Annotated in this window: 25 protein-coding genes, 1 tRNA gene and 3 pseudogenes; 21 read left to right on the top strand and 8 right to left on the bottom strand. The window is 60.3% G+C overall.

Translation table 11 applies throughout. The features are described 5' to 3' along the window. From ACR2J1_RS05065 to ACR2J1_RS05030, 8 genes and pseudogenes are all read left to right on the top strand, one after another. The coding region (locus ACR2J1_RS05065; protein ID WP_434018247.1) for a response regulator at window positions 1–275 on the top strand (275 nt) is incomplete at its 5' end. 43 nt (window positions 276–318) lie between these two features. Continuing rightward, complete coding sequence (locus ACR2J1_RS05060; RefSeq protein ID WP_434018246.1) at window positions 319–801, top strand: chemotaxis protein CheW; 483 nt, start codon at window positions 319–321, stop codon at window positions 799–801. Between the two features lie 18 nt (window positions 802–819). Beyond that, complete coding sequence (locus ACR2J1_RS05055; protein ID WP_434018245.1) at window positions 820–1,185, top strand: response regulator; 366 nt, start codon at window positions 820–822, stop codon at window positions 1,183–1,185. Window positions 1,186–1,192: 7 nt separating this feature from the next. Beyond that, window positions 1,193–1,387 (top strand): hypothetical protein, encoded by a 195-nt coding sequence (locus tag ACR2J1_RS05050; RefSeq protein ID WP_434018244.1) that lies wholly within the window; start codon window positions 1,193–1,195, stop codon window positions 1,385–1,387. A gap of 5 nt (window positions 1,388–1,392) precedes the next feature. Continuing rightward, a complete protein-coding gene (locus ACR2J1_RS05045; protein ID WP_434018243.1) occupies window positions 1,393–1,548 on the top strand; it encodes a response regulator in 156 nt (51 codons plus the stop codon). Between the two features lie 335 nt (window positions 1,549–1,883). Continuing rightward, a pseudogene (locus ACR2J1_RS05040) lies at window positions 1,884–2,255 on the top strand (CheB methylesterase domain-containing protein); the annotation flags it as partial. Between the two features lie 91 nt (window positions 2,256–2,346). Further along, a complete protein-coding gene (locus ACR2J1_RS05035) occupies window positions 2,347–2,502 on the top strand; it encodes a hypothetical protein (protein WP_434018242.1) in 156 nt (51 codons plus the stop codon). Window positions 2,503–2,557: 55 nt separating this feature from the next. Further along, window positions 2,558–3,229, top strand: a complete 672-nt coding sequence (locus ACR2J1_RS05030) for a CheR family methyltransferase (RefSeq protein ID WP_434018241.1) — start codon at window positions 2,558–2,560, stop codon at window positions 3,227–3,229. A gap of 12 nt (window positions 3,230–3,241) precedes the next feature. Here the strand turns inward: ACR2J1_RS05030 and ctrA are convergent, their stop codons facing one another. Next, a complete protein-coding gene (ctrA, locus tag ACR2J1_RS05025; RefSeq protein WP_434018240.1) occupies window positions 3,242–3,937 on the bottom strand; it encodes a response regulator transcription factor CtrA in 696 nt (231 codons plus the stop codon). A gap of 477 nt (window positions 3,938–4,414) precedes the next feature. On the opposite strand from ctrA, the gene ACR2J1_RS05020 reads away from it, so the two are divergent. From ACR2J1_RS05020 to ACR2J1_RS05010, 3 genes are all read left to right on the top strand, one after another. Beyond that, window positions 4,415–4,825: a flagellar export protein FliJ gene (locus ACR2J1_RS05020; RefSeq protein ID WP_434018239.1), complete on the top strand. Its 411-nt coding sequence runs from the start codon at window positions 4,415–4,417 to the stop codon at window positions 4,823–4,825. Window positions 4,826–5,002: 177 nt separating this feature from the next. Further along, on the top strand, window positions 5,003–5,488 hold the full coding sequence (locus ACR2J1_RS05015) for a YajQ family cyclic di-GMP-binding protein (RefSeq protein ID WP_434018238.1): 486 nt from the start codon (window positions 5,003–5,005) through the stop codon (window positions 5,486–5,488). Between the two features lie 60 nt (window positions 5,489–5,548). Next, window positions 5,549–6,055: a hypothetical protein gene (locus tag ACR2J1_RS05010; protein ID WP_434018237.1), complete on the top strand. Its 507-nt coding sequence runs from the start codon at window positions 5,549–5,551 to the stop codon at window positions 6,053–6,055. 16 nt (window positions 6,056–6,071) lie between these two features. Here the strand turns inward: ACR2J1_RS05010 and ACR2J1_RS05005 are convergent, their stop codons facing one another. Together ACR2J1_RS05005 and ACR2J1_RS05000 are read right to left on the bottom strand one after the other, a co-directional pair. Continuing rightward, window positions 6,072–6,425: a DUF488 domain-containing protein gene (locus tag ACR2J1_RS05005; protein WP_434018236.1), complete on the bottom strand. Its 354-nt coding sequence runs from the start codon at window positions 6,423–6,425 to the stop codon at window positions 6,072–6,074. Window positions 6,426–6,517: 92 nt separating this feature from the next. Beyond that, window positions 6,518–6,796: a DUF1153 domain-containing protein gene (locus ACR2J1_RS05000; RefSeq protein ID WP_434018249.1), complete on the bottom strand. Its 279-nt coding sequence runs from the start codon at window positions 6,794–6,796 to the stop codon at window positions 6,518–6,520. A 319-nt stretch (window positions 6,797–7,115) separates the two neighbouring features. Here ACR2J1_RS05000 and mnmA point away from each other — a divergent pair, with 319 nt between their 5' ends. The 3 genes from mnmA to ACR2J1_RS04985 all read left to right on the top strand — a co-directional run bounded on the left by mnmA (window position 7,116) and on the right by ACR2J1_RS04985 (window position 9,314). Next, window positions 7,116–8,345: a tRNA 2-thiouridine(34) synthase MnmA gene (mnmA, locus tag ACR2J1_RS04995; protein WP_434018248.1), complete on the top strand. Its 1,230-nt coding sequence runs from the start codon at window positions 7,116–7,118 to the stop codon at window positions 8,343–8,345. Between the two features lie 10 nt (window positions 8,346–8,355). Further along, window positions 8,356–9,180 carry a class I SAM-dependent methyltransferase gene (locus ACR2J1_RS04990; RefSeq protein ID WP_434018235.1) on the top strand — a complete coding sequence of 275 codons (825 nt, stop codon included), beginning with the start codon at window positions 8,356–8,358 and terminating at the stop codon, window positions 9,178–9,180. A 57-nt stretch (window positions 9,181–9,237) separates the two neighbouring features. Beyond that, window positions 9,238–9,314 (top strand) — tRNA-Met (locus ACR2J1_RS04985). A gap of 543 nt (window positions 9,315–9,857) precedes the next feature. On the opposite strand, the gene ACR2J1_RS04980 is transcribed toward ACR2J1_RS04985, so the two are convergent. Next, entirely contained in the window at window positions 9,858–10,016 is a 159-nt protein-coding gene (locus ACR2J1_RS04980) for an integrase core domain-containing protein (protein ID WP_434018234.1), read from the bottom strand. 82 nt (window positions 10,017–10,098) lie between these two features. On the opposite strand from ACR2J1_RS04980, the pseudogene ACR2J1_RS04975 reads away from it, so the two are divergent. The 4 genes and pseudogenes from ACR2J1_RS04975 to ACR2J1_RS04960 form a co-directional block, all read left to right on the top strand. Then, window positions 10,099–10,285, top strand: a pseudogene (locus ACR2J1_RS04975) (hypothetical protein); the annotation flags it as partial. Window positions 10,286–10,372: 87 nt separating this feature from the next. Beyond that, complete coding sequence (gene serA, locus ACR2J1_RS04970) at window positions 10,373–11,968, top strand: phosphoglycerate dehydrogenase (protein ID WP_434018233.1); 1,596 nt, start codon at window positions 10,373–10,375, stop codon at window positions 11,966–11,968. Beyond that, on the top strand, window positions 11,965–12,645 hold the full coding sequence (locus ACR2J1_RS04965; RefSeq protein ID WP_434018232.1) for an HAD-IB family phosphatase: 681 nt from the start codon (window positions 11,965–11,967) through the stop codon (window positions 12,643–12,645). The genes serA and ACR2J1_RS04965 overlap by 4 nt, the downstream gene beginning before the upstream one ends. 337 nt (window positions 12,646–12,982) lie before the next feature. Next, window positions 12,983–15,829 (top strand): AMP-binding protein, encoded by a 2,847-nt coding sequence (locus tag ACR2J1_RS04960; RefSeq protein WP_434018231.1) that lies wholly within the window; start codon window positions 12,983–12,985, stop codon window positions 15,827–15,829. Between the two features lie 44 nt (window positions 15,830–15,873). Here the strand turns inward: ACR2J1_RS04960 and ACR2J1_RS04955 are convergent, their stop codons facing one another. Continuing rightward, entirely contained in the window at window positions 15,874–16,155 is a 282-nt protein-coding gene (locus tag ACR2J1_RS04955; protein WP_434018230.1) for a hypothetical protein, read from the bottom strand. Window positions 16,156–16,469: 314 nt separating this feature from the next. Between ACR2J1_RS04955 and ACR2J1_RS04950 the strand changes: the two genes are divergently transcribed. Together ACR2J1_RS04950 and ACR2J1_RS04945 are read left to right on the top strand one after the other, a co-directional pair. After that, the gene (locus tag ACR2J1_RS04950) at window positions 16,470–17,024 is read left to right on the top strand and encodes a Spy/CpxP family protein refolding chaperone (protein ID WP_434018229.1); all 555 of its coding nucleotides are present in this window, start codon (window positions 16,470–16,472) and stop codon (window positions 17,022–17,024) included. 93 nt (window positions 17,025–17,117) lie between these two features. Then, complete coding sequence (locus tag ACR2J1_RS04945) at window positions 17,118–17,753, top strand: intradiol ring-cleavage dioxygenase (protein ID WP_434018228.1); 636 nt, start codon at window positions 17,118–17,120, stop codon at window positions 17,751–17,753. A gap of 2,272 nt (window positions 17,754–20,025) precedes the next feature. Here ACR2J1_RS04945 and ACR2J1_RS04940 read toward each other — a convergent pair. Then, window positions 20,026–20,217, bottom strand: coding sequence for a hypothetical protein (locus ACR2J1_RS04940; protein ID WP_434018227.1), 192 nt, complete (start codon window positions 20,215–20,217; stop codon window positions 20,026–20,028). 223 nt (window positions 20,218–20,440) lie between these two features. Between ACR2J1_RS04940 and ACR2J1_RS04935 the strand changes: the two genes are divergently transcribed. Continuing rightward, on the top strand, window positions 20,441–20,689 hold the full coding sequence (locus ACR2J1_RS04935) for a hypothetical protein (protein ID WP_434018226.1): 249 nt from the start codon (window positions 20,441–20,443) through the stop codon (window positions 20,687–20,689). Between the two features lie 360 nt (window positions 20,690–21,049). On the opposite strand, the gene ACR2J1_RS04930 is transcribed toward ACR2J1_RS04935, so the two are convergent. Both ACR2J1_RS04930 and ACR2J1_RS04925 read right to left on the bottom strand, forming a co-directional pair. Beyond that, the gene (locus ACR2J1_RS04930) at window positions 21,050–22,066 is read right to left on the bottom strand and encodes an integrase core domain-containing protein (protein ID WP_434018225.1); all 1,017 of its coding nucleotides are present in this window, start codon (window positions 22,064–22,066) and stop codon (window positions 21,050–21,052) included. 70 nt (window positions 22,067–22,136) lie between these two features. After that, window positions 22,137–22,354 (bottom strand): annotated as a pseudogene (locus tag ACR2J1_RS04925) (transposase); the annotation flags it as partial.

The following is a 22,354-nucleotide window of genomic DNA, read 5'->3' as shown; positions in this document are numbered from 1 at the left end:
TTCTTGCCGCCGCGGGATACGACGTGACGCTGGCCGAGTCCGCCGACGCAGCGCTCGCGTTCAAAGAGGATGGCCAGTCCTTCGATCTCATCATCAGCGATTTGGAGATGCCGGGCATGGATGGCATTGCCTTCGCCGAACACCTCAAGCACGATGCAAAGTGGGCGACGATTCCGCTGGTGGCGCTTTCATCCTACGCCAATCCCAGCTCATGGAGCGCAGCCGCGAGGCGGGCTTTCTCAGCCATGTCGGCAAGTTCGACCGCCTGGGCCTGATGGATACGATTCAGAATTGTTGCAGGCAGTGGGGGTCCGCGGCATGAGCGAACGCGGCGGTCAATCCGAGGCAAAGCAGGGCTTCGTCACCGTGACGACTGAGGGCCAGATGTTCGCGATCAGGATAGCTAGAGTACGCGATGTTTTCGTGCCGAAGGGGCTCTCGACGGTCCCCTTGGCGCCGCCCGAAGTGGCGGGCGTCCTCAATTTGCGTGGCCGCATCGTGACTGCCATCGATCTTCGCCGCCGTCTGGGGCTGCCTGCGAGCACGGACGGCCGCACGCAAGTTGCGGTCGGGATCGAGGGCCGCGGCGAGCTTTATGGGCTTCTCGTCGATTGCATCGGTGATGTGCTTTGGCTGACGACGGCCACCTTCGAGGCCAACCCGTCAATCTCGATCGGCGCTGGTCGCATGTCTGCGACGGCGTTCACCGGCTGGAGGGCGGCCTCATGGTGGTGCTTGACGTCGATAAGGTGCTCGACCTCAGTCATTTGGGAGTTGCTGCCTAACTGCCGTCGGAGGTGACGGCGAGGAGAAGGGGCGATGAAGCATTGCTTGGTCGTGGATGACAGTGTCGTCATCCGCAAAGTAGCGCGGCGGATTCTGGAGGAGATGAGCTTTACCTCCTCGGAAGCCGAGAATGGGCAAGAGGCGCTCGATCAGTGCCGCATGTCCATGCCTGACGTGGTGCTGCTCGACTGGAACATGCCGGTGATGGACGGCATCGCCTTCCTGGTCGCATTGCGCAAGGAGCGCAACGGCAACGCGCCCAAGGTCATTTTCTGCACGACGGAGAACGACGTCGAACACATCACGCGCGCCATCACCGCCGGTGCCAACGAGTACATCATGAAACCCTTCGACCGTGATATTATCGAAGCGAAGTTTCATGAGGTCGGTCTGCTCTGAGCCGCCCATGACGATGCCAGCCCACAGCGACGCGATCTCCTTCGTGTCCCCCAGGCCCGGCGAGCGCATGCATCGCCATAAACCGGTGCGGGTGATGGTTGTCGATGATTCCGCCGTGGTCCGCGGCCTTGTTTCGCGCTGGATCGAGGAAGAGCCTGGACTGGAGGTTGTGGCGCGGCATCCCAATGGCAAGGTTGCCTAGAGGATGTGGCGCGCAGCGCGCCAGACGTCATCCTGCTCGATATCGAGATGCCGGTCATGGACGGCTTGGAAGCACTTCCGCTGCTGCTGAGGGCACGGCCTGGCGTGCGCGTGCTGATGGTCTCAACTTCGACCAAGCGCAACGCGGAGATCAGCTTCTAGGCTCTTTCGCTTGGCGCCTTCGACTATGTGCCGAAGCCCGACAACAATCGCGAGATCACCATATCGCCGGATTTCCATTAGGAGGTGATCCGCAAGATCAAGGCACTCGGACCGCGCGTGTCGGGCTAGGCGGCTCGGATCAAGCCAAAGCCATCGAGCCGCGCACCGCGCGGTTGGGCGAGGTGGCGAGTGAGCGCTTCAATCGCCGGCCGCTCTCGCTCGTTCCGCCCCGGGGCCATCGCCATCGGAAGTTCAACCGGCGGCCCTGAAGTCTTGGGGCGGCTTCTCGGGGCTTTGTCGCCGTCGCTTGATCGCGTACCTTGGTCGCGCAGCATATGCCCCCGATGTTCACAACGATTCTCGCCGAACGGCTGCAACGCACGACCGGCCGTGAGGTGAGGGAGGGGCTGGACGGAGAACCGCTGAAGCCGGGAACGATCTATGTGGCGCCCGGCAACCACCATATGACGGTGGTGCGGTCGGGAGTGTCGCACTTGCGCGTCAGCAGCGAGCCGCCGGTGCATTTCTGCCGCCCCTCGGTCGATCCGTTATTCGCGAGTGTCGCCTCGGAATTCGGGCCCGCCGCCCTGGGCATTGTTCTCACCGGCATGGGCTTCGACGGCGCGGCCGGCGCTCGCGCCATTGCCGACGCGGGAGGCAGCGTCATTGCGCAGGACGAAGCCTCAAGCGTCGTGTGGGGCATGCCGGGTGCCGCAGCGGCGGTCGGCGCGTGTGCCGCATTGTCGCCGCCGGTAGAGATCGCCCCGACCAATGCCAAGCTTCTCAAAGGCGAGCGGCATGAGATCGCACGAGTTCACGCTGTTGCAGCGTATCCTCAAGGAACGCTCCGGCATCACGCTGTCTGCCGACAAGCAGCATCTGCTCGAAGGCAAGCTGCGACCGTTCCTGAAGGAGTTGGAGCTGCCGTCGATCTCGCACCTCGCCGCCCTGTGAAGCCGGAAGGGGAGCCGTTGCGTTCGCGCGTCGATGGCCGTCGCGGCGCATCAGGGTGTGGTGTGCCGCCGCCTCCAGCGGGCAAGAGCCGTACTCGCTCGCCATGGAAATCGCGGAACGGCAACGCGACCTCGTGGGCTGGAACATTGAGATCGTGGCAACGGATTTTTCCACTGCGGCCCTGCGCAAGGCGCGCAACGGTGTTTACAGTCAATTCGAGGTTCAACGCGGGTTGCCGGTTTCGCTCCTCGTCAAGCACTTCACAAAAGTTGTGAACGGGTGGGAGATCAGTCCGGCGATGCGGTCCCGGGTGCAGTTTCGGGAGCATAATCTTCTGGCAGAGTGCGAGACGCTCGGCACATTCGATGTCATCTTCTGCCGCAACGTCCTCATCTATTTCGATGACTGTACCAAGCGCGAGGTCCTGGCGCGTCGCGGCGCAACTGTCAAGCGATGGCTATCACGTCCTAGGCGCAGCGGAGACAACGACGGGGGCGAGCCCGGATTTCGTGCCTGTGCCGGGAGATCACCACGGCACTTTGCGTTGTCGCCCAAGGCGGCGGCCGCACGGGCTTGGCTCGAGGAGGAGCGGTCGGGATCCGAGGCGACTTCGGCACGCCGGGACGAGGGCGCGTCGCAGGGCCGGGTCCGCACAGGCGTCGCGCTAGCAGGCCAAAAGAAAAACCCAGGCCGAGGCCTGGGCATTTGCAATCTCGAAAATCTTTGAAAGACAGAAGCCCTAAGCGGCTTCCGATTCGTCTTCCGGGTTGCGCAACACGTAGCCGCGACCCCAGACAGTCTCGATATAATGCTTGCCGCCGGTTGCTGCCGCGAGCTTTTTGCGCAGCTTGCAGATGAAGACATCGATGATCTTCAGCTCCGGCTCGTCCATGCCGCCATAAAGGTGATTCAGGAACATTTCCTTGGTCAGGGTCGTGCCCTTCCGCAAGGAAAGCAGCTCCAGCATCTGATATTCCTTGCCGGTCAGATGCACCCGCTGGCCGTTCACATCGACCGTCTTGGTGTCGAGATTGACCCTAAGGCCGCCCGTCTGGATCACGGACTGGGCATGGCCCTTGGAGCGGCGCACGATCGCGTGGATCCGCGCCACAAGCTCGTCCTTATGGAAGGGTTTTGTCATGTAATCGTCTGCGCCAAAGCCGAGGCCGCGAACCTTGTCCTCGATTCCGGCAAGGCCGGAAAGGATGAGAATGGGTGTCTGCACCTTGCTCACGCGCAGGGTCTTCAGCACCTCGTATCCGCTCATGTCCGGTAGATTGATGTCCAAAAGGATGATGTCGTAGTCGTAGATCTTACCCAGATCCACGCCCTCTTCGCCCAAGTCTGTCTTGTAGACGTTAAAGCCTTCCGACTGGAGCATCAGCTCGATGCTTTGGGCGGTGGCACTATCATCCTCGATCAGAAGAACCCGCATTTCATTCCCCCGTATTCTCGGCAGTCCTGCTCATCCCCTGACCCTTACGCAACGCTTAGGTTAACTTCGAATCAAGAAGTTAACGGGCAATAGTTAACAAAAGCTAATTTCGACGCGAGCACTAAACTGACCCGATACGAATGTGAGCATCGGTTAAATGCCACCTATATGGTTTACCGGCCCTTAATCCCGTTGAGTCAAGATCGGCGCAGAGAGGAGCGGGGGCTCCGATCATCGCGTCGTTTGGTTTTGCGTCGAGGCGATCATGCTGGATTTGCGCGTAGGGCCTGACGCCATCCCATTGCTGCGGACGGCGCGAGCATTGACGGGGCGCCGTGGCAAACAGGCGATCCTGCCGCGATATCTCACCCAAGCCGTAAATGAGCGAGGACCTCCATCGCCAGTCTCGCGCAACTGGCACAAGGTTTGAACAACTTCAACATCTCCGCTATGGGGTCCGAGTACGAGGGTAAGGTTATGAAGTCACGGGACGCAGTGATCCGCCTGAAGCGCTTTGAGGTCGAGGAAAAGCGCCGCAAAGTCGCCGAGATCGAGCTCATGATCAATGAGTTCAACCAGATGGCTATCGACCTCGACCGCCAGATCGCGATCGAGCAGGAGCGCGCCGGCGTTAGCGACGTCAATCATTACGCCTATCCAACCTTCGCTAAGGCGGCCCTCCAGAGGCGCAACAATCTTGCGGCGTCGGCCGTCGATCTTGAAACGCAGCTGGAAGCGGCCCGTCAGATCCTGGGCGATGCGCTCGAGGATCTGAAGAAAATGGAGCTGCTGGAGGAGCGCGACGCCGAACGCGTGCGCCTGGACCAAGCGCGGACCGATCCGGGGGCCCTTGCCGGCCCCGCCATAGCGCAACGCGTGGCAAGCTGATAGCTAGCCCGGGGTGCACACGCCCCGGGAAGCGGGCCGTCTCCATTATAGCGGGCCGTGTCCATTATAATGTTGCTCGCGGTTGATTTCGCGACCAGCGGAGCGGGGGCGGGCAACCTGTCCTTGGGGACGTCCTTCGATGCTATAATGGGGCGAGCACGAGGGAGCCCAGAAACCATGCCGTCTTTCGACATCGTATCGCAAATCGATCTGCCGGAGGTCGATAACGCCATCGCCAACATGACGCGGGAGATGAGCCAGCGCTACGACTTCAAGAATTCAACCTCGCGGGTCGAGCTCAAGGGCGAGGAGATTCTGTTGAATGCGGATGACGATTTGAAACTGAAGCAAATGCACGAGCTGCTTCAGGGGCATCTAGCGCGCCGCAAGATCGACACCGGGGTCATCGACTATCAGACGCCAGAAAAGGCCGCAGGCCAGGCGGTACGGCAGAAGGCGCTGATCCGGCAAGGCATTGGCCGCGATCTCGCCAAGAAGATTGTTAAGGACATCAAGGACGGCAAGTTCAAGGTACAGGTGACGGTGCAGGGCGACGAGCTACGCGTGACCGGCAAGAAGCGCGACGATTTGCAGACGGTCATCCAGCACCTCAAGGGGCTTTCGCTGGAGCAGCCGCTGCAATATGTGAACTTTCGCGATTAGGCTTCGATGGGCGGGGATGGCTTGTCACGTCTTGTTTTGAAACTTTCAGCTTTGCTGCTGATGAGCGTCTTGCTCGGAAGCTGTGGCGGCGGCCGCTCAGCGTCCTCGGTGGGCGTCAGTGATGCCTCCGTCAATGGCGGCGACGAAGCCACAACCGGCACCCTCAGCCGCGTCCCGATCGCAAACTCGAAACCCATCGATGCCTATGTGCTGCTCGGCGGCCGTATCAAGCGATGCTGGTTCAATCCCGACCAGCCGCTATTGCCAAAACACGTGTATCGGGCCGATGTTGCGCCGGACAGCAGCAAGGTGAAGATCACCGTTCACGAAGCGCTCAATTTGGGTCGCCCGGGCGCGGCTGCCTATGCCATCGATTTCACGCCGCAGGGGCCATTCACGATCGTCACGACGCTGAACCGGAAGATGCCTCCGGAACTCGCAGCGAAGATGCAATACGACATCGATCGCTGGAAGCGCGGAGAGGCGGACTGCAACAAGGTCATGCCGCCGGCGGTTGCGGCGGCTCCTCCTTCACAAGCGCCCGCTGCGAAAAAGACCTCGCAATAGTCAGCGCGGCCGCGAGCTAGCGCTCTGCAACGAAGAGGTGGTGGATCTGCAAACCCGCCTCTACGGCCATGCGGTCCGCGATGATGAGCCGGTGGCAGTCTTCGGGATCGCGCTCGAAGCAGAGAAGGCACGCAGGCTTCTGCCGCGCGAGCGTCATGGCTTCGCTCAGATCCAGCATCGCTTCCGGCTCTTCCATATGCGCGCGGAAGATTCCTTCGAAGGTCTCATGGTCCCCGCCGCGGGCGGCCTCACGGCCGGCCTTGGGCGTGCCTAGCCCGCGCAGATGTTGGTAGCCGATGCCAGCCTCGCGCAAATGCGCGGCCAAGGGCGTTATGGTGCAAACGACCTCGGATGTGGGACGCGCCGCCATACGCGCAGGGTTAGCAGCGCTACGCGGAAGCGCAACGCTCCGACCGCATCTGAGCAAATGCGCTCGAGGTTCAATGCCGAAATAAGCTCCGACTACCCGCCGCGATATTCCTGGATGCGCGTCGCACGAAGGCCGGGCAGGCCGTGCTTGTCGATCGACCGCTGCCAGCTCAGGAACTCGTCCACGGTGAGCGTGTAGCGCTCGCACGCTTTCTCCAGGCTGATCAGGCCGCCGCGAACGGCCGCCACGACCTCAGCCTTGCGCCGGATCACCCAGCGCTTCGTATCTTTCGGGGGAAGATCGGCCACGGTGAGCGGGCTGCCATCCGGCCCAATCACGTACCTCACCCGCGGCCTGTAATGTTCGGTCATCTTACTCAACACCACACTCGATTAGCCTCAGTCGTCATGGAAACTAACAAGGCCCCTTTAAGATTTGCCTAAGGTGGCAGGTAAAAAAACTAGCAAAGAATCCGCAAAAACTTGCTGTTTTCACAGGGGCATTCGCCCTCTGACTTGGCGCGGAAGCGCGCAGGGCGGCTGCGGCCTTCGCTTGCTTAACCGGCGGGCGATGCCTATGTTCTGCGAGATTAGAGGGGCCAAAAAGGCGGCTTCCTTGCGTGCCGGACGACGAACTCCGGCAGACCAATTTCAACCTTCGAGCCCCCATACCGTGGCATCCGTCCAGCCCATTACGCTTAATAGTCTTCATCTTCCGCGCCGTCCCGCCGATACGCGCGTGGTCGTTGCCATGTCCGGAGGAGTCGATTCTTCCGTTGTCGCCGGGCTTTTGAAGCGGGAAGGCTACGATGTCGTCGGAATCACCCTTCAGCTCTACGACCACGGCAAGGCCGTGGGCCGGAAGGGCGCCTGCTGTGCCGGCCAGGATATCCAGGATGCGCGGCGCGTGGCCGCGACGCTCGATATTCCGCATTACGTTCTCGATTACGAGGCCCGCTTCGCGGAAGCCGTGATGGGCGAGTTTGCCGATAGCTATCTGCACGGCGAGACTCCGGTGCCCTGTGTGGCTTGCAACCAGAAGATCAAGTTCCGGGACCTGTTGCAGACGGCGGAAGGCCTCGGCGCCGCGGCGCTCGCGACCGGCCATTATGTCCGCAGCGCTCCAAGCGCAAATGGTTGGGAGTTGCATCGCGCCTGTGACAAGGAGCGCGATCAGAGCTACTTCCTGTTCGCCACCACGCGCGAGCAGCTCAATTTCCTACGCTTCCCGCTTGGCGACCTCGACAAGAGCGAGACGCGCGCGCTGGCGCGCGAGCTTGGGCTCGCGGTTTCCGAGAAGTCGGATAGTCAGGACATCTGCTTCGTACCCACCGGACGCTATACGCAAGTGATCGAGCGTCTGCGTCCAGGCGCCGCCGAGCCAGGCGATATCGTCCATATCGATGGACGCGTACTTGGGCGCCACGGCGGCATCATCAACTACACGATCGGCCAAAGGCGGGGCATCGGTGTTCCCTCTCGCGAGCCGCTCTATGTGCTGAAGCTCGATGCCGAGCGCTGTGAGGTCGTCGTTGGCCCGCGCGAGCGCCTTCTCGCCAATCGGATCAAGCTGCGCGACGTGAATTGGCTCGGCGATGAGCCGCTTGAGGCCTTTGCCGGCAAAGAGGTGCAGGCCAGGATCCGCTCGACCGGGCGCCTTCGGCAGGCAACGCTCAGCCTGGAGAAGGGCGACGTGCTTGTGGAGCTTGCAAACGGCGAAGACGGCGTCTCGCCAGGACAGGCGTGTGTATTCTATGATGCGGACAAGGGGGGCGAGCGGCTACTGGGTGGCGGATGGATTAAGTCCGCACGCGGCGCCGATCGGCTCATCCAAGACCGCGTGCGCAATCCGGCAACGCAAGGCGCAAGAGAGCCCCTTGGCGCTCGCGTTGCGATGAGGAGGGGTAGCGTTGGCTTCTAAAGCTTCCGTGATGGACACAACTGCCGTGCGCCACGCTTATCGACGCTGGGCGCCGGTCTATGATTTCACCTTCGGCAAGATCGTCGAAGCCGGGCGCAAGCATACGGTCGAGATCATCAATCGCCGCAAGGGGCGCGTGCTCGAGGTCGGGGTCGGAACAGGCCTGACGCTGCCGTGCTACGGCAATCAGCTCACGGTCACGGGTATCGACCTCTCGCCCGAGATGCTGGAGAAGGCGCGTGAGCGCATCGCGCGGCATCGACTTGAGAATGTTGCCGCCCTGCATGAGATGGATGCGACCGCGCTCGCATTTCCCGACGAGAGCTTCGACACCGTGGTCGCGATGTATGTCATGACCGTGGTGCCGGATCCGGAGCGCGTGATGCGCGAGCTGGAGCGCGTCTGCGCCGCAGGCGGCGAGGTCATCATCGTCAATCATTTCAGCCAGGAAGAGGGCGTGCGCGGATGGTTTGAGCGAAAGCTCGCTCCGTTCGCCGATCTTATCGGATGGCACGCGGTGTTCGAGGTGGACCGGGTCCTGATGTGCGACGATCTCCGCCTCGCCGAGCGGCGGACGTTGCGCCCGTTCGGTCTCTTCACGATGCTTCGCTTCGTGAAGCAGCCCGGTTATGGCCGGCTGCCGCAGTCGATCGCGGAGGTCATGCCGGAAGCCAAGCGGAAAGCGGGCTTTGCGGTTCGGCCCCGGCTTGTCGAGCCGGTCAGGGTGAAGATCAAATGGCAATTGGCGCGGGCGCTCGTGCTCGGCCGCCGGTTTCTTGACACCCGTTATTGGCGCTCCTTATATCGACGCCTTGCCAATCAATTGGCGGAGTGACAGACATCGCCGCCTCGGTCACATTGCCCGGCGGCGTCGGCGATGTCTGGCGCCTATGGCGGAGTAGCTCAGCTGGTTAGAGCAGCGGAATCATAATCCGCGTGTCGGGGGTTCGAGTCCCTCCTCCGCTACCACTAAAATGTAATAAGTCCAACCCGTTAGCGCCCATTCTGGCATATATGTCAGAGCCTTGTATGTCACGTCTATAGTGCCTGATATTGCACGGAAATTCCCAGAATGTCCGCACGATGGCGCAAGTGGACGCGACATGCATGCAACATGATCACATCGCCTCCATCCTGTTGCCGTCGACGGGCGTAAGAATCAGGGCGTCAATTAGGCCGCGGATTAGACCGGAGGCCTTGTGTGTACCGGTCCGCGTGGTTGCGTAATTCAAGCTCCGAAAGTCTCCCGGGCGAGATTCCGGCGCTCAAATGCAGCGAGATAGTTTGCCTTAATCAGGCCGTCGGACGCCCGTCAGGGCCGGCCAATGCGACATCGCCAGAGGCAATACCTTGTCCCTTCCGAAAACTAGGTCCGACAATATTGATGGTGAAGTCCGCCCAGGACGTCGCCTGTGACGATGCGGCCGCGGCGCTCAATGGGCCGGCGATGTGGGGCGTCTTTCTGCAGGCCGAGATGGGTGCGTGCCGCGTTGTAATAAGAAGTGTATTCTTTCAGGACACACGCCGAAGATGGGCTTCGCTCCACACGATCATGTGGTCAAGGCATTCACGTCGGATCGAGCCGATTGCGCGCTCGACATATCCGTTCTGCCATGGCGATCGAGGCGCGATAGGGCGGTCAGCAGCCTGAGGATCGCCGCCCGCGAGCATGCCCCGATTCCATAATTCCGGCGAATCCTCCCCGGATAAGGTTTTCGGAAGGGACAAGGTCGTAACGTTCGAAGGATAATCCCTGAAGAACGCGCCGCATGCGGCGGAGGACTTAGGCGGCGAATGGAATCGTCCCTCTTCGCGCGAAGACGCCGGCTTTCCAGCTGGTGCTTTCCGAGTCGACAAGTATTGGCCCCCCGGTGAACCGTGTCGACGACGTCTTTGGAGACCGAAACCTGGTATGTGCCTGCCCGTCTATGGACATGTAGTGGAAGCTGCCGTGCACTCGTCAGCTTGAATTGGCTCAGGTCAATTCATCCTTTCGCTGATCGCGCGCCCCAAGAAATGGAGCTGTCTTGATACCCCCGGAGCATCGGATTCTCATTGCCGACCTTATTCACGAGCAGGCGCGGAGCCTTTTGGCCTCACGGCCTGGATTTGACGTGGCCGTAGCAACGGGCTTGAACGAAGCGGAACTCACTGAGCGCATTGGGGACTATGATGGCATCATTGTGCGTTCAAAGACCCGCGTCACCGCCTCCATTATCTCGGGGGGTCAACGGTTGAAAGTCATCGGCCGGGCGGGCATTGGCGTCGACAACATCGATGTGGCCGCAGCCACCGAGCGTGGCATCGTGGTTTTGAATACGCCCGATGCCAATGCAACGACGACCGCTGAACTTGCGCTTGCCCATCTCCTTTCACTAAGCCGCCACCTTCCTCAGGCCGACCGCTCAATGCGTGCCGGCGAGTGGCAGCCAGCCAAGTTCGTTGGGACTGAACTCTCGGGCAAAAGCGTCGGCGTGATCGGCTTCGGCACGATTGGCCGCATCTTCGCCCGGCGATGCCTCGCGCTCAAAATGCACGTGCTCGCATACGATCCATTCGTGACCCCGGAAATCATCAAACGGGCGGGTGCTGAACCCGTCACGTTTGATGCATTGTTGGCGCGGGCGGACTACGTGAGCCTCCATTGCCCTCTAACCGAAGAAACACTCAACCTAATTGGCGCTGAACGCCTCACGCAAATGAAGCCAGGCGCCCGATTGATCAATTGCGCGAGAGGCGGCCTGGTCGACGAGGCAGCACTTGGCGAAGCTCTGCAAAGCGGTCATCTCGCAGGCGCGGCGCTTGATGTCTTTGCGCACGAACCGCCAAGTGACTCGCCCCTGTTGGAGCTCGACACAGTCGTCCTGACGCCACACCTTGGAGCGTCGACCAAAGAAGCGCAGCAGGCAGTGAGCGTTAAGATCGCCGAGGATATGGCGGCATTTCTCACGACCGGGGAGGCCCCAAGCGCCGTCAACCTGCCGCGCGTCTCCACCGAACAACTCGGTCGCGCGCGGCCCTACCGGCATCTCGCTCATGCCCTGGGCCGTTTTATCGCCGCGATCACGCCCGACCCCATCACTGAACTGGAGGTAGGATTGTTCGGACGTGCCGCCGAGCTCGATCCTCGGCCAATCACCTCGCAAGCCCTCGTCGGGCTGCTCGATAAGCGGCTTGCGGTCCCCGTCAACCAAGTGAATGCCGCGCAGCTCGCGCAGCGGCAAGGAATTGCCGTGCGCGAGACGCGGTCAGAGGTGACCCACGATTACATCGCCCTTGTCGAGTTACGCGCCACCACCACCTCGGGGACTACGAGTGTGGCGGGAACATTGCTGGGCGAACGACTGCCGCGCCTTATTCGCGTCGATGCCTACGAAGTGGAAGCGGTGCCGGAGGGCCACGTGCTGTTCACTCGCCACGACGACCGCCCGGGTGTCGTTGGCGCACTCGGTAGCATTCTTGGCCGGGAGAATATCAATATCTCGCGGATGCAGGTCGGAATCGCCAACGGGAAGGATGAGGCGATTGCGCTTATTGGTATCTCGGCATCCTTGTCCGAAAAAGCGCTCGCGGAGATTGAGGAGTTGCCGGCCATCCGACAGGTCGTGCAGATTGTACTATGATTTCACAGCGGCCCCGATTTGACGCGGTGTGTTTTGATTGCGACAGCACGCTCACCAGCATCGAGGGCATAGACGAATTGGCCGAACGCGCCGGCTGCAAGGCCGAAATTGCAGTGCTCACGGAAGCCGCGATGAACGGCAAAATTCCGCTCGAAGAAGTCTACGCCAAACGCCTCAACATCGTACATCCCGAGCGAGCGGCTCTTGCTTGGCTCGCTGAACGTTATGCCGACGAAATAGTTAGCGGGGCGGCCGAGACAATCGCGACCTTGAGGCGGCACGGCAAGACCGTTTACGTCATCACCGGGGGGTTGCTGCAGGCTGTTGCCGAGTTCGCCCGCTCCCTGGGCTTTTCACCAGGACAGGTTCATGCGGTAAAGGTGTATTTTGACGGCGCGGGCACTTACCAAGGCTTTGACGCAAGTTCCCCATTGTGTCGGAGCAATGGCAAGGCGACCATATGCCGAAAGCTTGCCGTGAGGCATGGAAACGTCGCCTTGGTGGGCGATGGACTAACCGATTTGGCCGCGCGCGCGGGCGGAGCCTATGTCGTTGGTTATGGCGGGGTGGCCCATCGAGAGGTAATGCTGCAAGAGGCAGACTGTTATATCGCTTCGCCTTCGCTCACTGCTACGCTCCCTGCCTTGTTGACCGAGGAAGAACGGAGCCGCTCCTGAGACCAAGGGGTTAACTCCTTCATCGCGTGAGCCGGAGGCTGCCGCTCGTCGCGATTATTCAGCTTACGAAAGCCAGGAAAGCGCGGATGGGGGTCACTCCGGTCGTGCGCCCTAGAGCATAGGCACCGTCCGATCTTGCCGGATCAGACGAGCATGTCTCCAGCAACGGTGCTGCTCAAGCATGCCTATAGAGGGCCGCTCCACACTGGAACCACGGGTTATCCATACGATTTAAAAGAATGCTGCGTCCAGCAGCGGCTTGTTGATCGCCGTCACAAGAGGCAACTGAGAAGGATTGCTGGTCATTTGCAAGCCGCACGTTAGGGAGCGTTGCTAAATGATCGACTCGCCGCAGCGTTCAGTTGGAAGCGGTCCGGAGAAAGCCGGTCCCGAGGTTGCTGCAAGGCTCAGCCGCCTCGTGAGGGACCTGGTTTGGGAGCTGCACCCCCATATGCAACGCAGGGTCGCTGTCACCCTCGATAGCGATCTTGACCGCGATCTGGGGCTCGACAGCCTGGGGCGCGCCGAGTTGGTGCTGCGAATCGATCGGGCATTCAAGGTTCGCCTGCCTGACCATTTGCTTGCGGATGCAAGTACGCCGCGTGACCTTCTGCAGGCGCTTCTTGCAGCAGCGCCGGATCGTGCAGCGGCAATGGAAGCGCCGCCGTCGGAGTTTATCGAGCTGCCTGAGGTCGTCGCGCCGTTCTCCGCGGCGACCCTCATCGGAGTTCTTGCTCATCACGTCCGTTCACACGGCGATCGCCCGCACGTGCTGCTGTGGCGGAGCGAGGACCACGAACAGACGATCTCCTATGCCGAACTCGATCGGGAGAGTTGCACCGTAGCCGCTGGGTTGATCGAGCGGGGTCTGGCACCTGGCGATCGTGTGGCCATCATGTTGCCTACGGAGACCGCGTTTTTCGAGGCCTTCTTCGGAGTGCTCTATGCGGGAGGCGTGCCTGTTCCCGTCTACCCCCCGTTCCGGCGGGCTCAGGTCGAGGATCATCTGCGGCGGCAAGCAGCCATTCTGAGGAATGCCGGCGCGAGCCTTCTCATCATCGGATCTGAAATCCGCAACGTTGGCCAACTGATGCTGGGGCTGGCAGAGGATCTGCGACATGTGGAGACGGTGGAAGCGCTGTCGCGCACGGGCGCAATCGAGCAACCCCTACCGGCAGGCCCGGACACGATTGCGCTGATCCAATACACGTCCGGTAGCACCGGCGACCCCAATGGCGTGGTTCTCACGCACGCAAACCTTCTGGCGAACATTCGCGAGATGGGTGAGGCGCTCGATGCGGATTCATCGGACGTATTCGTGAGCTGGCTACCGCTCTATCATGACATGGGGCTGATCGGCGCCTGGCTTGGCGCGCTCCACTATGGCGTGCCGACGGTCATCATGCCGCCTCTCGCTTTTCTCGCCGATCCAGGAAGATGGCTGCGCGCGATTGGCCACCACCGTGCCACGCTCTCGGCGGCACCGAATTTCGCCTACGAATTGTGCTGCAAGAATGTGCACGACGAGGACATCCAGGGCCTCGATCTCAGCTCGCTCAGGATGATCATGAATGGAGCCGAGCCGGTCAGTCCTGCCACGATCGCCCGCTTCACCGCTCGTTTTGCCAAGCACGGATTTCCTCCCAAAGCCATGGCTCCTGTCTATGGCCTGGCCGAGAACTCCGTTGGCCTCACCTTTCCTCCTGTTGGGCGGGGACCAATCGTCGACAGGGTACAGCGCTCAGCACTTTCCCGTGATGGACAGGCGAGGACGGCACAGCCAGGGGATTCGACCGCGCTCGAATTTGTGGCCTGCGGCCAACCGATCGCTGGGCATGAGGTTCGAATTGTCGATGAGGCTGGCGTCGAGCTTGCCGAACGAACGGAGGGCCGGCTCCAGTTCAAAGGTCCGTCGTCGACGCGTGGGTACTTCCAAAATGATGAAAAGACTAAGGCGTTATTTGACGGCGAATGGCTAGAGAGCGGAGACCGTGCCTACATCGCTGGCGGTGATGTGTTCATCACGGGCCGCATCAAGGACATGATTATCAAGGCGGGGCGCAACATCTACCCCCATGAGCTGGAGGAACTCGTCGGCGGCGTGGAAGGTGTTCGCAAGGGGTGCGTGGCCGCGTTTCCAAGCACATTGGGTGGCGCAGGCACCGAGCGGCTCGTGCTGCTCGTTGAGACGCGCCTCACCGAGCCCAGCAAAATCGAAGCGCTGAGAACTAGGATTGTCGAGGTGACGAAGACGCAACTCGATATCGCGCCGGACGAGGTGGTGCTGGCGCCGCCTCGCACGGTACCGAAGACCTCCAGCGGCAAGCTACGGCGGTCTGCGGCGCGCACCCTATACGAGAGCGGCTTGCTTTCGAAAAAGGGCGATGCGCTGTGGTGGCAGCTGACTAGGCTCTCCTTGTCCGGGTTTGGCCATCGCGCCCGCCGGCTCCGGAGCAGGATGTTCGACCTCGTCTACGCAGGCTACTGGTGGGCGCTGCTGGTCGCAGGCGCCAGCATGGTCTGGCCCGCCGTTCTCCTCCTGCCAAGCCGGGATTGGCGCCATAAGGCGATCCACTACGTGGCGCGCACCTTTTTGTGGCTTACGGGGCTGTCGCCCAAGGTCGACGTGGAAGAGCCGATCCCTGCGCGCAACGTGTTGCTCGCCGTCAACCACTCCAGCTATCTGGATCCTCTAGTGCTATTGGCGGTGATCCCGGGTTCGCTCTCCTTTGTTGCCAAGGAGGAGCTGGCGGGTCAGCGGGTAGCAGGTCCATTACTGCGCCGCATCGGCACTCTTTTTGTGCGCAGAACTGACGTAAAAGGCGGTATTGAAGACACGCGCAACGTGCTTGAGGCATCGCTGTCCGGGGAGCGTATCGTTTCGTTTCCGGAAGGTACGCTGACCCGGATGCCCGGCCTCATAGGATTTCATCTCGGCTCTTTCTTGGTTGCCGTAGAAGCCGGCCTTCCGGTGGTGCCAATCGTGATCAGCGGCACGCGGTCGGCTTTGCGCGGCGGGCAGTGGTTTCCCCGGCCAAGCAACATAAGTGTACACATTGGGAAAGCGGTGCGGGCAGCTGGAAGTGACTTCCGTGCGGCCGTCCGCCTGCGCGACGCGGTGCGCGCGAGGATACTCACGCTTTGCGGGGAACCGGATCTTGTACTGGAGAAGGTGCCGCTGTGAAGTGTTCACCGGACGACTCCCAAAAGAGGGGTTTTTTGCGCAAATCAAGTCACCGATCCCAGGGCAGGCTCAGCTGTGTAGCGCATCCAACCTTTCCCCTCATATTGGGAAGGGAACAACTCGGGGTGAAAGATCTCAGCCAGCATTCCCAGACTTTCGACGATGCGAGGCCCCGGGCGGTTGAGATAGTGATTGCCGTCGGCGACGAAGATGCGGTTGCGCTGCACGGCCTTCAGCTCGTGCCAGCCAGCAAGTTCGGCGGTTGTCGTTGCATTGGCGTCGGGAGTATTCAAGACGACGATTCCGCGTTCGGTAGCGGCAGCCACGTCAAACTGAATTGGCCGAGATCGTGGTCAAGCTTGGAGCGGCGCGGCTGGCCCTGACGGCCGGGACGCGAGGAGTGGCGTGAGCTGGATGGCGGCCCAGCAGCGCTTGCCGAGCGTCCCGATGCGGCGCAGTCTCTCTTCGCTCAGTGAGCGGATGCGAACGCCGGCTCAAACGCAACGGCTTTATCCGCGCTTGCAAGAACACAGCACTGCTTCCCGTTCAGCTGCTCTCTTCGGTGTGGGAACGTCGGTCCCGGCGCGCAGAGCTGCAAAATCGTATTTATGCGATGAAACGGCCTCAGTCGGAGCAGCACATGGACCACATGGGCCAGGACATGGACCAGGACACCGACCAAGGCCATGGCTTTGACGAGAACATGGATCGGCACGTCGACGAGGATTTTGACCCGGACATGGACCGGAACAAGGCCGACATGACGGCTTTCGACAGACGGTGCATGAGCCATGGAGCGAAGACGCACTCCGTTCCGATGATGGAAGCCCGGCTTGCTTATATCAAGGCCGACCTTGAGATCACCGACGCCCAGATGTCGGCGTGGGACGCTTATGCCGACACCGTTAGGGCTCGACACGACACGATGGAAAGCGTGGATGCCGATATAATGAAAGCTGAGGAGAGCAGTAGCGCCTTGGAGCGCATGGAAGCGCGTCTCAAAGCGATGGAGAGCATAATCGATAGCCTGAAGGCGTTGAAGCAGCCGACCAAAGCCCTCTATGCCGTGCTCACAGAACAGCAAAAGAAGAAGGCTGATCAATGCTGGGAGGCCGAGGAAAAATGTGAAAGGGCTAGTCTGCAAATGCGCGGGACCAATGCTCCAACCCGACTTAGCACCAGACATAGGGCGTAATACAAGTCGATGCGAAGGAACAGGAATGAACCAGGCGCGCTAACGCGGCGGGAGGCCTTAGTCGCAGCGGCAGCGATCGGTGCGGGTTTCGGCTTGCGCGGAAGCGCAAGCGCCCTTGCAAAAGAGGGCCCCGTCGCAGGGCAGCCAAGCGCGAAGGTCTGCGTTCTCACGCCCGAAGCCATGGAGGGTCCGTTCTATTTCGATCCCAAACTCGTTCGCAGCGACATCACAGAAGGAAACCCGGGTGTGCCCGTCGTGCTCAGCCTTCAAGTGGTCGAGGCCAAAGATTGCGCCCCCCTCGAAGGCGCTCGCATCGACGTCTGGCATACCAACGGGCTAGGGGTCTATTCGGGCTATGCGCGCCAGGAAACCGGCTCGACGGAAGGGGAGAAGTTCCTACGAGGGACGCAATTCACCGGGCCCAGTGGAGAGGTGCGCTTCAATACGATTTATCCTGGCTGGTATCCGGGCCGTACACCGCATATCCACTTCAAGGTATTCGTGGACGAGCGGAAGCTTATAAACGGCCAGCTCTATTTCCCGGACGAGGTGACGGAGCGCGTCTACGCGACGACCTCACCCTATCGCGACCGGAAAGCGGCGCGTGACACATACAATGCCAATGACTTCCTTTTCAAGAAGCAGAGCGGTGCCGACACGATCGTAACTGTCGAGCAAGAAGACGGCTCCTATCTCGCGAGCCTTGTCATCGGCGTTAACCGCCGATAGTTGAGGAGCCGATGCTTGCCGATAAAATCATCGTCGCGGCGACGATCTTGGTCGCTTTGACGGGACGCTCGGACGACTTCGAGCCAAACCTCCTGTGATTTCGAATCGTCAGCCGGCGCCGCGGCGGCATAGGGCGCGCACGAGTTCGAGTCGCGCCGCATTCTTTAACTGCGCCCGCTGAGTTCTCCGGCGGCTCGATCAAGTTTCTCGCTGTCGTTGCCGACCCGGGCGATCAGCTCCATGATCTGCGCTTGGCTTAATCTATGTTTCTGCGCGAGGTCGCTGACCTCAGTTGCGACGCGGCTCCGATCGGGTGCACCGATCTTGGTCCGCGATCCGCGCCCTTACCAGTGCTTCCCAGTGCTTCGTGGGGACTTGGTTTCGTCATTGTGAGGTAACGCAGAAGGCCACACGTCCGTTTCCTGTGCGAGCCGTGAAAGCCGAACCTGATCGACCAACGTAGAACGCGATAGAGCGCAACCGACAATCTCTCGGTGAGACAAACGCGCTTTTGGTTGGCCTTCGAGAAGGCCATTCATCCGCATCGCGCATGAAAGTTTAGAGGCGGATCAACGCCGTGAAGCTGCGCCAGCTAGTTAGCTCGGCAAGGAACGTCCACAGCAACAAAGGGTTATCTCCTCAAGCAAATAGGAGATACAGTCATGCTCGACACGCCATCGCGCCCACAACGAGCACGCCGTGGCGTTGGAAACTTCGCTAATGTCATGCCACCCTGGGGCAGCGGCCCTAGGCCCGCACCCTTTATTAGCCAATAGGCTTGGTGGGAATTTTCCCTCCCCATCATTGTTCCTCCAAGGAACCAGGAAGCCCCGAGTGGCCCCCCGTCTCCGGGGCTTCTTTTTTCCCCTGACGAAACCGCATTGATGTTGCGGCGTTACGGGCAAAGACGGGGCTTATGAAATGAGCCCGCCGTTCAAATGACAACCACAGAAACTAGCCGGTATCGCGGATATGACATTGTACCGAGGCGTCAGTGGTCACAGTGATGCGTCAGCGTCTACCCCACGCGCTCAGATCTGCCCATTCTGTCACGATCCACTCTGAGAAGTTTGACGCCACGAAAGGACGATGCCCTGGCCGATGCTAGGAAGCGCATCGACCGCATTCTGACGCATACCGATTAGATCACTTAGTCCGCTTTAGCTTGGCACCTTTGGAACTTGCGTCCTTCGGTGCGGATGCCTTCGCGATCTTTCCGCTTCTCAAAAGCAGCCTCGTCTTCATCTCAGCCGGTGTGCGCGCTGCCTCCCTAAACTTCCGCGATTCACTCGCGTGTACACGCCAAAAGAAAGCCCGGCCAATGGGCCAAGCTTTCCCCCCCGTGTAGGCCTACGATTTTCCCTCTTGTACGCGCGAAATCTGATTGACAATGCTGGCATTCTGAGCGTGGCAATTCTCAGGCGGCTTAAAGGCAGGTTGGAATAAGTCCGCCGCGTTACCGAAAAGTCACAGGGCCGGGGGACACAAATCATCGGCATGACGGGGCGCGAAGGATGTTTGTGCCGCTCCTGACGCGGGGGGAGAAGTCATGTCTCTCAACGAAATTCCAAAGTTTTTCAGTGCTGAAACCCGCAGTCTGATCGACTCTGCCTTGCAGCAAGCCTGGCAAAAGCTAAAGAAAGACGGTCCTGGCGATGCCGCCCTAGCACGACGGACGTTAGCACGGACGATTCGTGGCTCTTGCGTCGGTTGGGGAGACCGACCCAGCGAAGCTTAAATGGTTCGCGCTTCGCGCCACCAGAGCAGCCTACAGGCCTCAACAGCAAGCAAGCCAAACGGCTGGATGCTGAACGCCCCCGCCGATCCGAGGCCTGATCAACGTAGGATATAGACACCGCTATCGGCGTCGGCTACGGCGGGTGCTACGGCGGGTATGCGTACCGACCGTATCCATACTACTACCGCCCGTACCCGTGCTATTATCGGCCGTATTATCCCTACTATCGGCCGTATGCCTACTATCCCTATCCCTACTACTAACCGCGCGGGCCGTCACGCGGGCCGTCACGCTTAGTAAAAATGTGAGGGCGCTCGCTTCGTCGGGCGACCGCGTCGACCCACGACATCGAGCCGGATTGAAGACCGATACTCGGCTCCCCATATAACGCTTCATAGAGCGGTCTACGGACGCTAGTTTTTAGTAGCGTGTACCGGAGTTGTCGCCCAGGCCGCGCACAAGTTAAAGAAAGGGTCCCACTGGCCATGGGGCCCTTTCGCTTTTCGTCCGGTGATTAGTGCGGCTTCGCCGCCCCTACGCGCCTTCAACCACGTTTCCGACGACGAGCACCAGATAGGCGACTAGCAGAAGCAAGAATCCCCCAGTGGGGAGGAATGGTGGCATCTGCACGCCCGTATAAACCAGATAACGAACCACTATGGCGGCGAGGGCCAATACGACAGAGATAAGGAACGTCATTTGTTTTGGTGGTGTGAGCGGAAACATGGTTTTTATCCTCCTAACCTGACATTGAGCCTCTTCGCGCTCCCACTGTGAAGCCCTAGATCGGCATTTTCCCCGACTTCTTCTCGATGGAAAGCCCGACGTCGATCTCGAGGCCGGTGGTCATCTGCTCAGCGTTCACGAAGATTTGCAAGGAGCAGCCCCCATCCGCTGCGGCTCCTAAGCTGTCTGACCCGCCAATACCGGGTCCAACAAGGAGGAAACCATGCGCAAAATGTCACTCGCTGCGGCTTTTGTGGCTGCCTTAGCCTTGACGCCAGCATATGCCGCCGAGGATCTTTGCACCGAGGCTCACATGAAGCAAATGGACGAAATGGTGGCCAAGATGACCGATGCCACCAAGAAGAAGGAGACCATGATGCATCTCGACATGTCGAAGGCCGAGATGAAAAAGGGCGATAAAGCGGCCTGCATGAAGCACATGGAAGAGGCCCATAAGGCCATGGGCATGTAAACCGGTCTAACGCGCGCACCTAGCGACCAAGCAGATTCCTCGTCATGGTCGGGCTCCCCGGCCATCCGCAAATTTCAATGCATTTGCATTGAGAGGTTGATGCCCGGCCTTGTGCCGGGCATGACGAGCTAGGTTCGGAGCAAAGACTGGCCATTTTGCCCCATGGCGTATGCATTTCCGTTTCCCAGAAGCGCCGGTTTTCTGAGAGCAAATTCTGATTGTCAGGGAATTGCGTCGCAATCGTTTGGCTTTCGCTCATTTAGGGTGAGCGCCGGCGGCGTGACCGAACGCCAACTCGCCGCCCTCTCTCAGGAAGCGAGTTGGTGACGAAGTGCCAGGATCTCCTGTCCTTTCCGAAAATCATATCCGGACGTATCGGTGATGTAGACCGGCCAGGACGGGAATAGCGGTGATCCTGCCAAACTGTTGGACAGGCCGTTGTTGCGGTGCATCTTTCTGTAAAGCCAGGTGCGTGCGCGTTTGATTATAATATCCCGCATAGGAGGAAAGAATTCGCCGCAGGTGCGCCTCGCCACAGATGGCTATATTGTCCAGGCACTCGCGACGCAGCGTGCCGATAAGGCGCTCCGCAATGCCATTCTGCCATGGCGATCCAGGAGAGATCGGCCGGTCCCTAATGCCCATCGCCCTCACCCGAGACGTGAACACGTGTCCGTAGGCGCGGTCGTTGTCGCGCACCAGGTAGGTCGGCGCCGAGGTCCAGGGAAAGGCCTCGGTGATCTGCCGCGCCAGCCACTCGGCTGTCGGATGCCGTGTTACCTCGAACCACAGTAGCTGTCGACGGCCGTGCCCAAGAACCAGGAAGGCAAACAAGCACTCAAAGGTCAGCGTCGGCACAACGCACATATCGACTGCCGCAATTGCCTCGGCATGATTTTGCAAGAACGTCTTCCACGTTTGCGACCGCGGCCTTGAAGGCCGCATCATATATTTCGAGACCGTCGACTGGGCCACCTCAAAGCCGAGCATCAGAAGCTCACCATGAATCCGGGATGCGCCCCACAGCGGGTTTTCACTGCTCATACGCTTGATGAGATCACGCAGGCCACGATCAATTCTCGGACGCCCTGCCTTATTTCGTGACTTCCAACGCCAGAAGGCGCGAAAGCCAGCGCGATGCCAACGCAGGATGGTCTCCGGCTGAACCACCTGCACCGCATCAAGAAGACTCGGCCAAAGCCGGGTCATCCATGCGAGCAGCGCACGATCACTGCCAAGCAGTCGGAACCGAGGTGGTGTCCGTCGCAAAGCGATGGTCAACTGATGGCGGAGAAGCAAATTCTCAGCCTCAAGCCGGCACCGCGACTTAAACCGGTCGGCGACAAGCATTCCGAGCGTGTGCAGGATCGCAAACATCGCTCTCAATGATGCGATGATTCTGCCTTACAATGTGAATCTACGCCGGATGGAATTTTCGGAAAGGACAGGCCTTGCGCAGCAGCGCCTTCAGCTTGGCAAAGGCGTTCTCGATGGGATTGAAGTCAGGGCTGGAGGGCGGAAGGTAGAACAGACGCGCCCCTGCTGCTTCGATGGCTTGGCGCACCGCAGGGCCTTTGTGGCTGGACAGATTGTCCATCACCACGATGTCGCCGGGGCTGAGTTCGGGCACCAGCACCTGCTCCACATAGGCTTGGAAGGCGAGGC

The sequence above is a fragment of the Methyloceanibacter sp. genome, from assembly GCF_050999895.1.
Lineage (GTDB): Bacteria > Pseudomonadota > Alphaproteobacteria > Rhizobiales > Methyloligellaceae > Methyloceanibacter.
Note: the sequence above shows the minus strand (reverse complement) of the source record. Positions and strands in the feature narration are given on the sequence as shown.

Bases quoted from the DNA above. Each gene is read 5' to 3' on its own strand.
- ACR2J1_RS05060 (WP_434018246.1), top strand. From the start codon at position 319: ATGAGCGAACGCGGCGGTCAATCCGAGGCAAAGCAGGGCTTCGTCACC.
- ACR2J1_RS05055 (WP_434018245.1), top strand. From the start codon at position 820: ATGAAGCATTGCTTGGTCGTGGATGACAGTGTCGTCATCCGCAAAGTA.
- ACR2J1_RS05050 (WP_434018244.1), top strand. From the start codon at position 1,193: ATGACGATGCCAGCCCACAGCGACGCGATCTCCTTCGTGTCCCCCAGG.
- ACR2J1_RS05035 (WP_434018242.1), top strand. From the start codon at position 2,347: ATGAGATCGCACGAGTTCACGCTGTTGCAGCGTATCCTCAAGGAACGC.
- ctrA (WP_434018240.1), bottom strand. From the start codon at position 3,937: ATGCGGGTTCTTCTGATCGAGGATGATAGTGCCACCGCCCAAAGCATC.
- ACR2J1_RS05020 (WP_434018239.1), top strand. From the start codon at position 4,415: ATGAAGTCACGGGACGCAGTGATCCGCCTGAAGCGCTTTGAGGTCGAG.
- ACR2J1_RS05015 (WP_434018238.1), top strand. From the start codon at position 5,003: ATGCCGTCTTTCGACATCGTATCGCAAATCGATCTGCCGGAGGTCGAT.
- ACR2J1_RS05010 (WP_434018237.1), top strand. From the start codon at position 5,549: ATGAGCGTCTTGCTCGGAAGCTGTGGCGGCGGCCGCTCAGCGTCCTCG.
- ACR2J1_RS05005 (WP_434018236.1), bottom strand. From the start codon at position 6,425: ATGGCGGCGCGTCCCACATCCGAGGTCGTTTGCACCATAACGCCCTTG.
- ACR2J1_RS05000 (WP_434018249.1), bottom strand. From the start codon at position 6,796: ATGACCGAACATTACAGGCCGCGGGTGAGGTACGTGATTGGGCCGGAT.
- ACR2J1_RS04990 (WP_434018235.1), top strand. From the start codon at position 8,356: ATGGACACAACTGCCGTGCGCCACGCTTATCGACGCTGGGCGCCGGTC.
- ACR2J1_RS04980 (WP_434018234.1), bottom strand. From the start codon at position 10,016: ATGCTCGCGGGCGGCGATCCTCAGGCTGCTGACCGCCCTATCGCGCCT.
- ACR2J1_RS04965 (WP_434018232.1), top strand. From the start codon at position 11,965: ATGATTTCACAGCGGCCCCGATTTGACGCGGTGTGTTTTGATTGCGAC.
- ACR2J1_RS04960 (WP_434018231.1), top strand. From the start codon at position 12,983: ATGATCGACTCGCCGCAGCGTTCAGTTGGAAGCGGTCCGGAGAAAGCC.
- ACR2J1_RS04950 (WP_434018229.1), top strand. From the start codon at position 16,470: ATGGACCACATGGGCCAGGACATGGACCAGGACACCGACCAAGGCCAT.
- ACR2J1_RS04940 (WP_434018227.1), bottom strand. From the start codon at position 20,217: ATGTTTCCGCTCACACCACCAAAACAAATGACGTTCCTTATCTCTGTC.
- ACR2J1_RS04935 (WP_434018226.1), top strand. From the start codon at position 20,441: ATGCGCAAAATGTCACTCGCTGCGGCTTTTGTGGCTGCCTTAGCCTTG.
- ACR2J1_RS04930 (WP_434018225.1), bottom strand. From the start codon at position 22,066: ATGTTTGCGATCCTGCACACGCTCGGAATGCTTGTCGCCGACCGGTTT.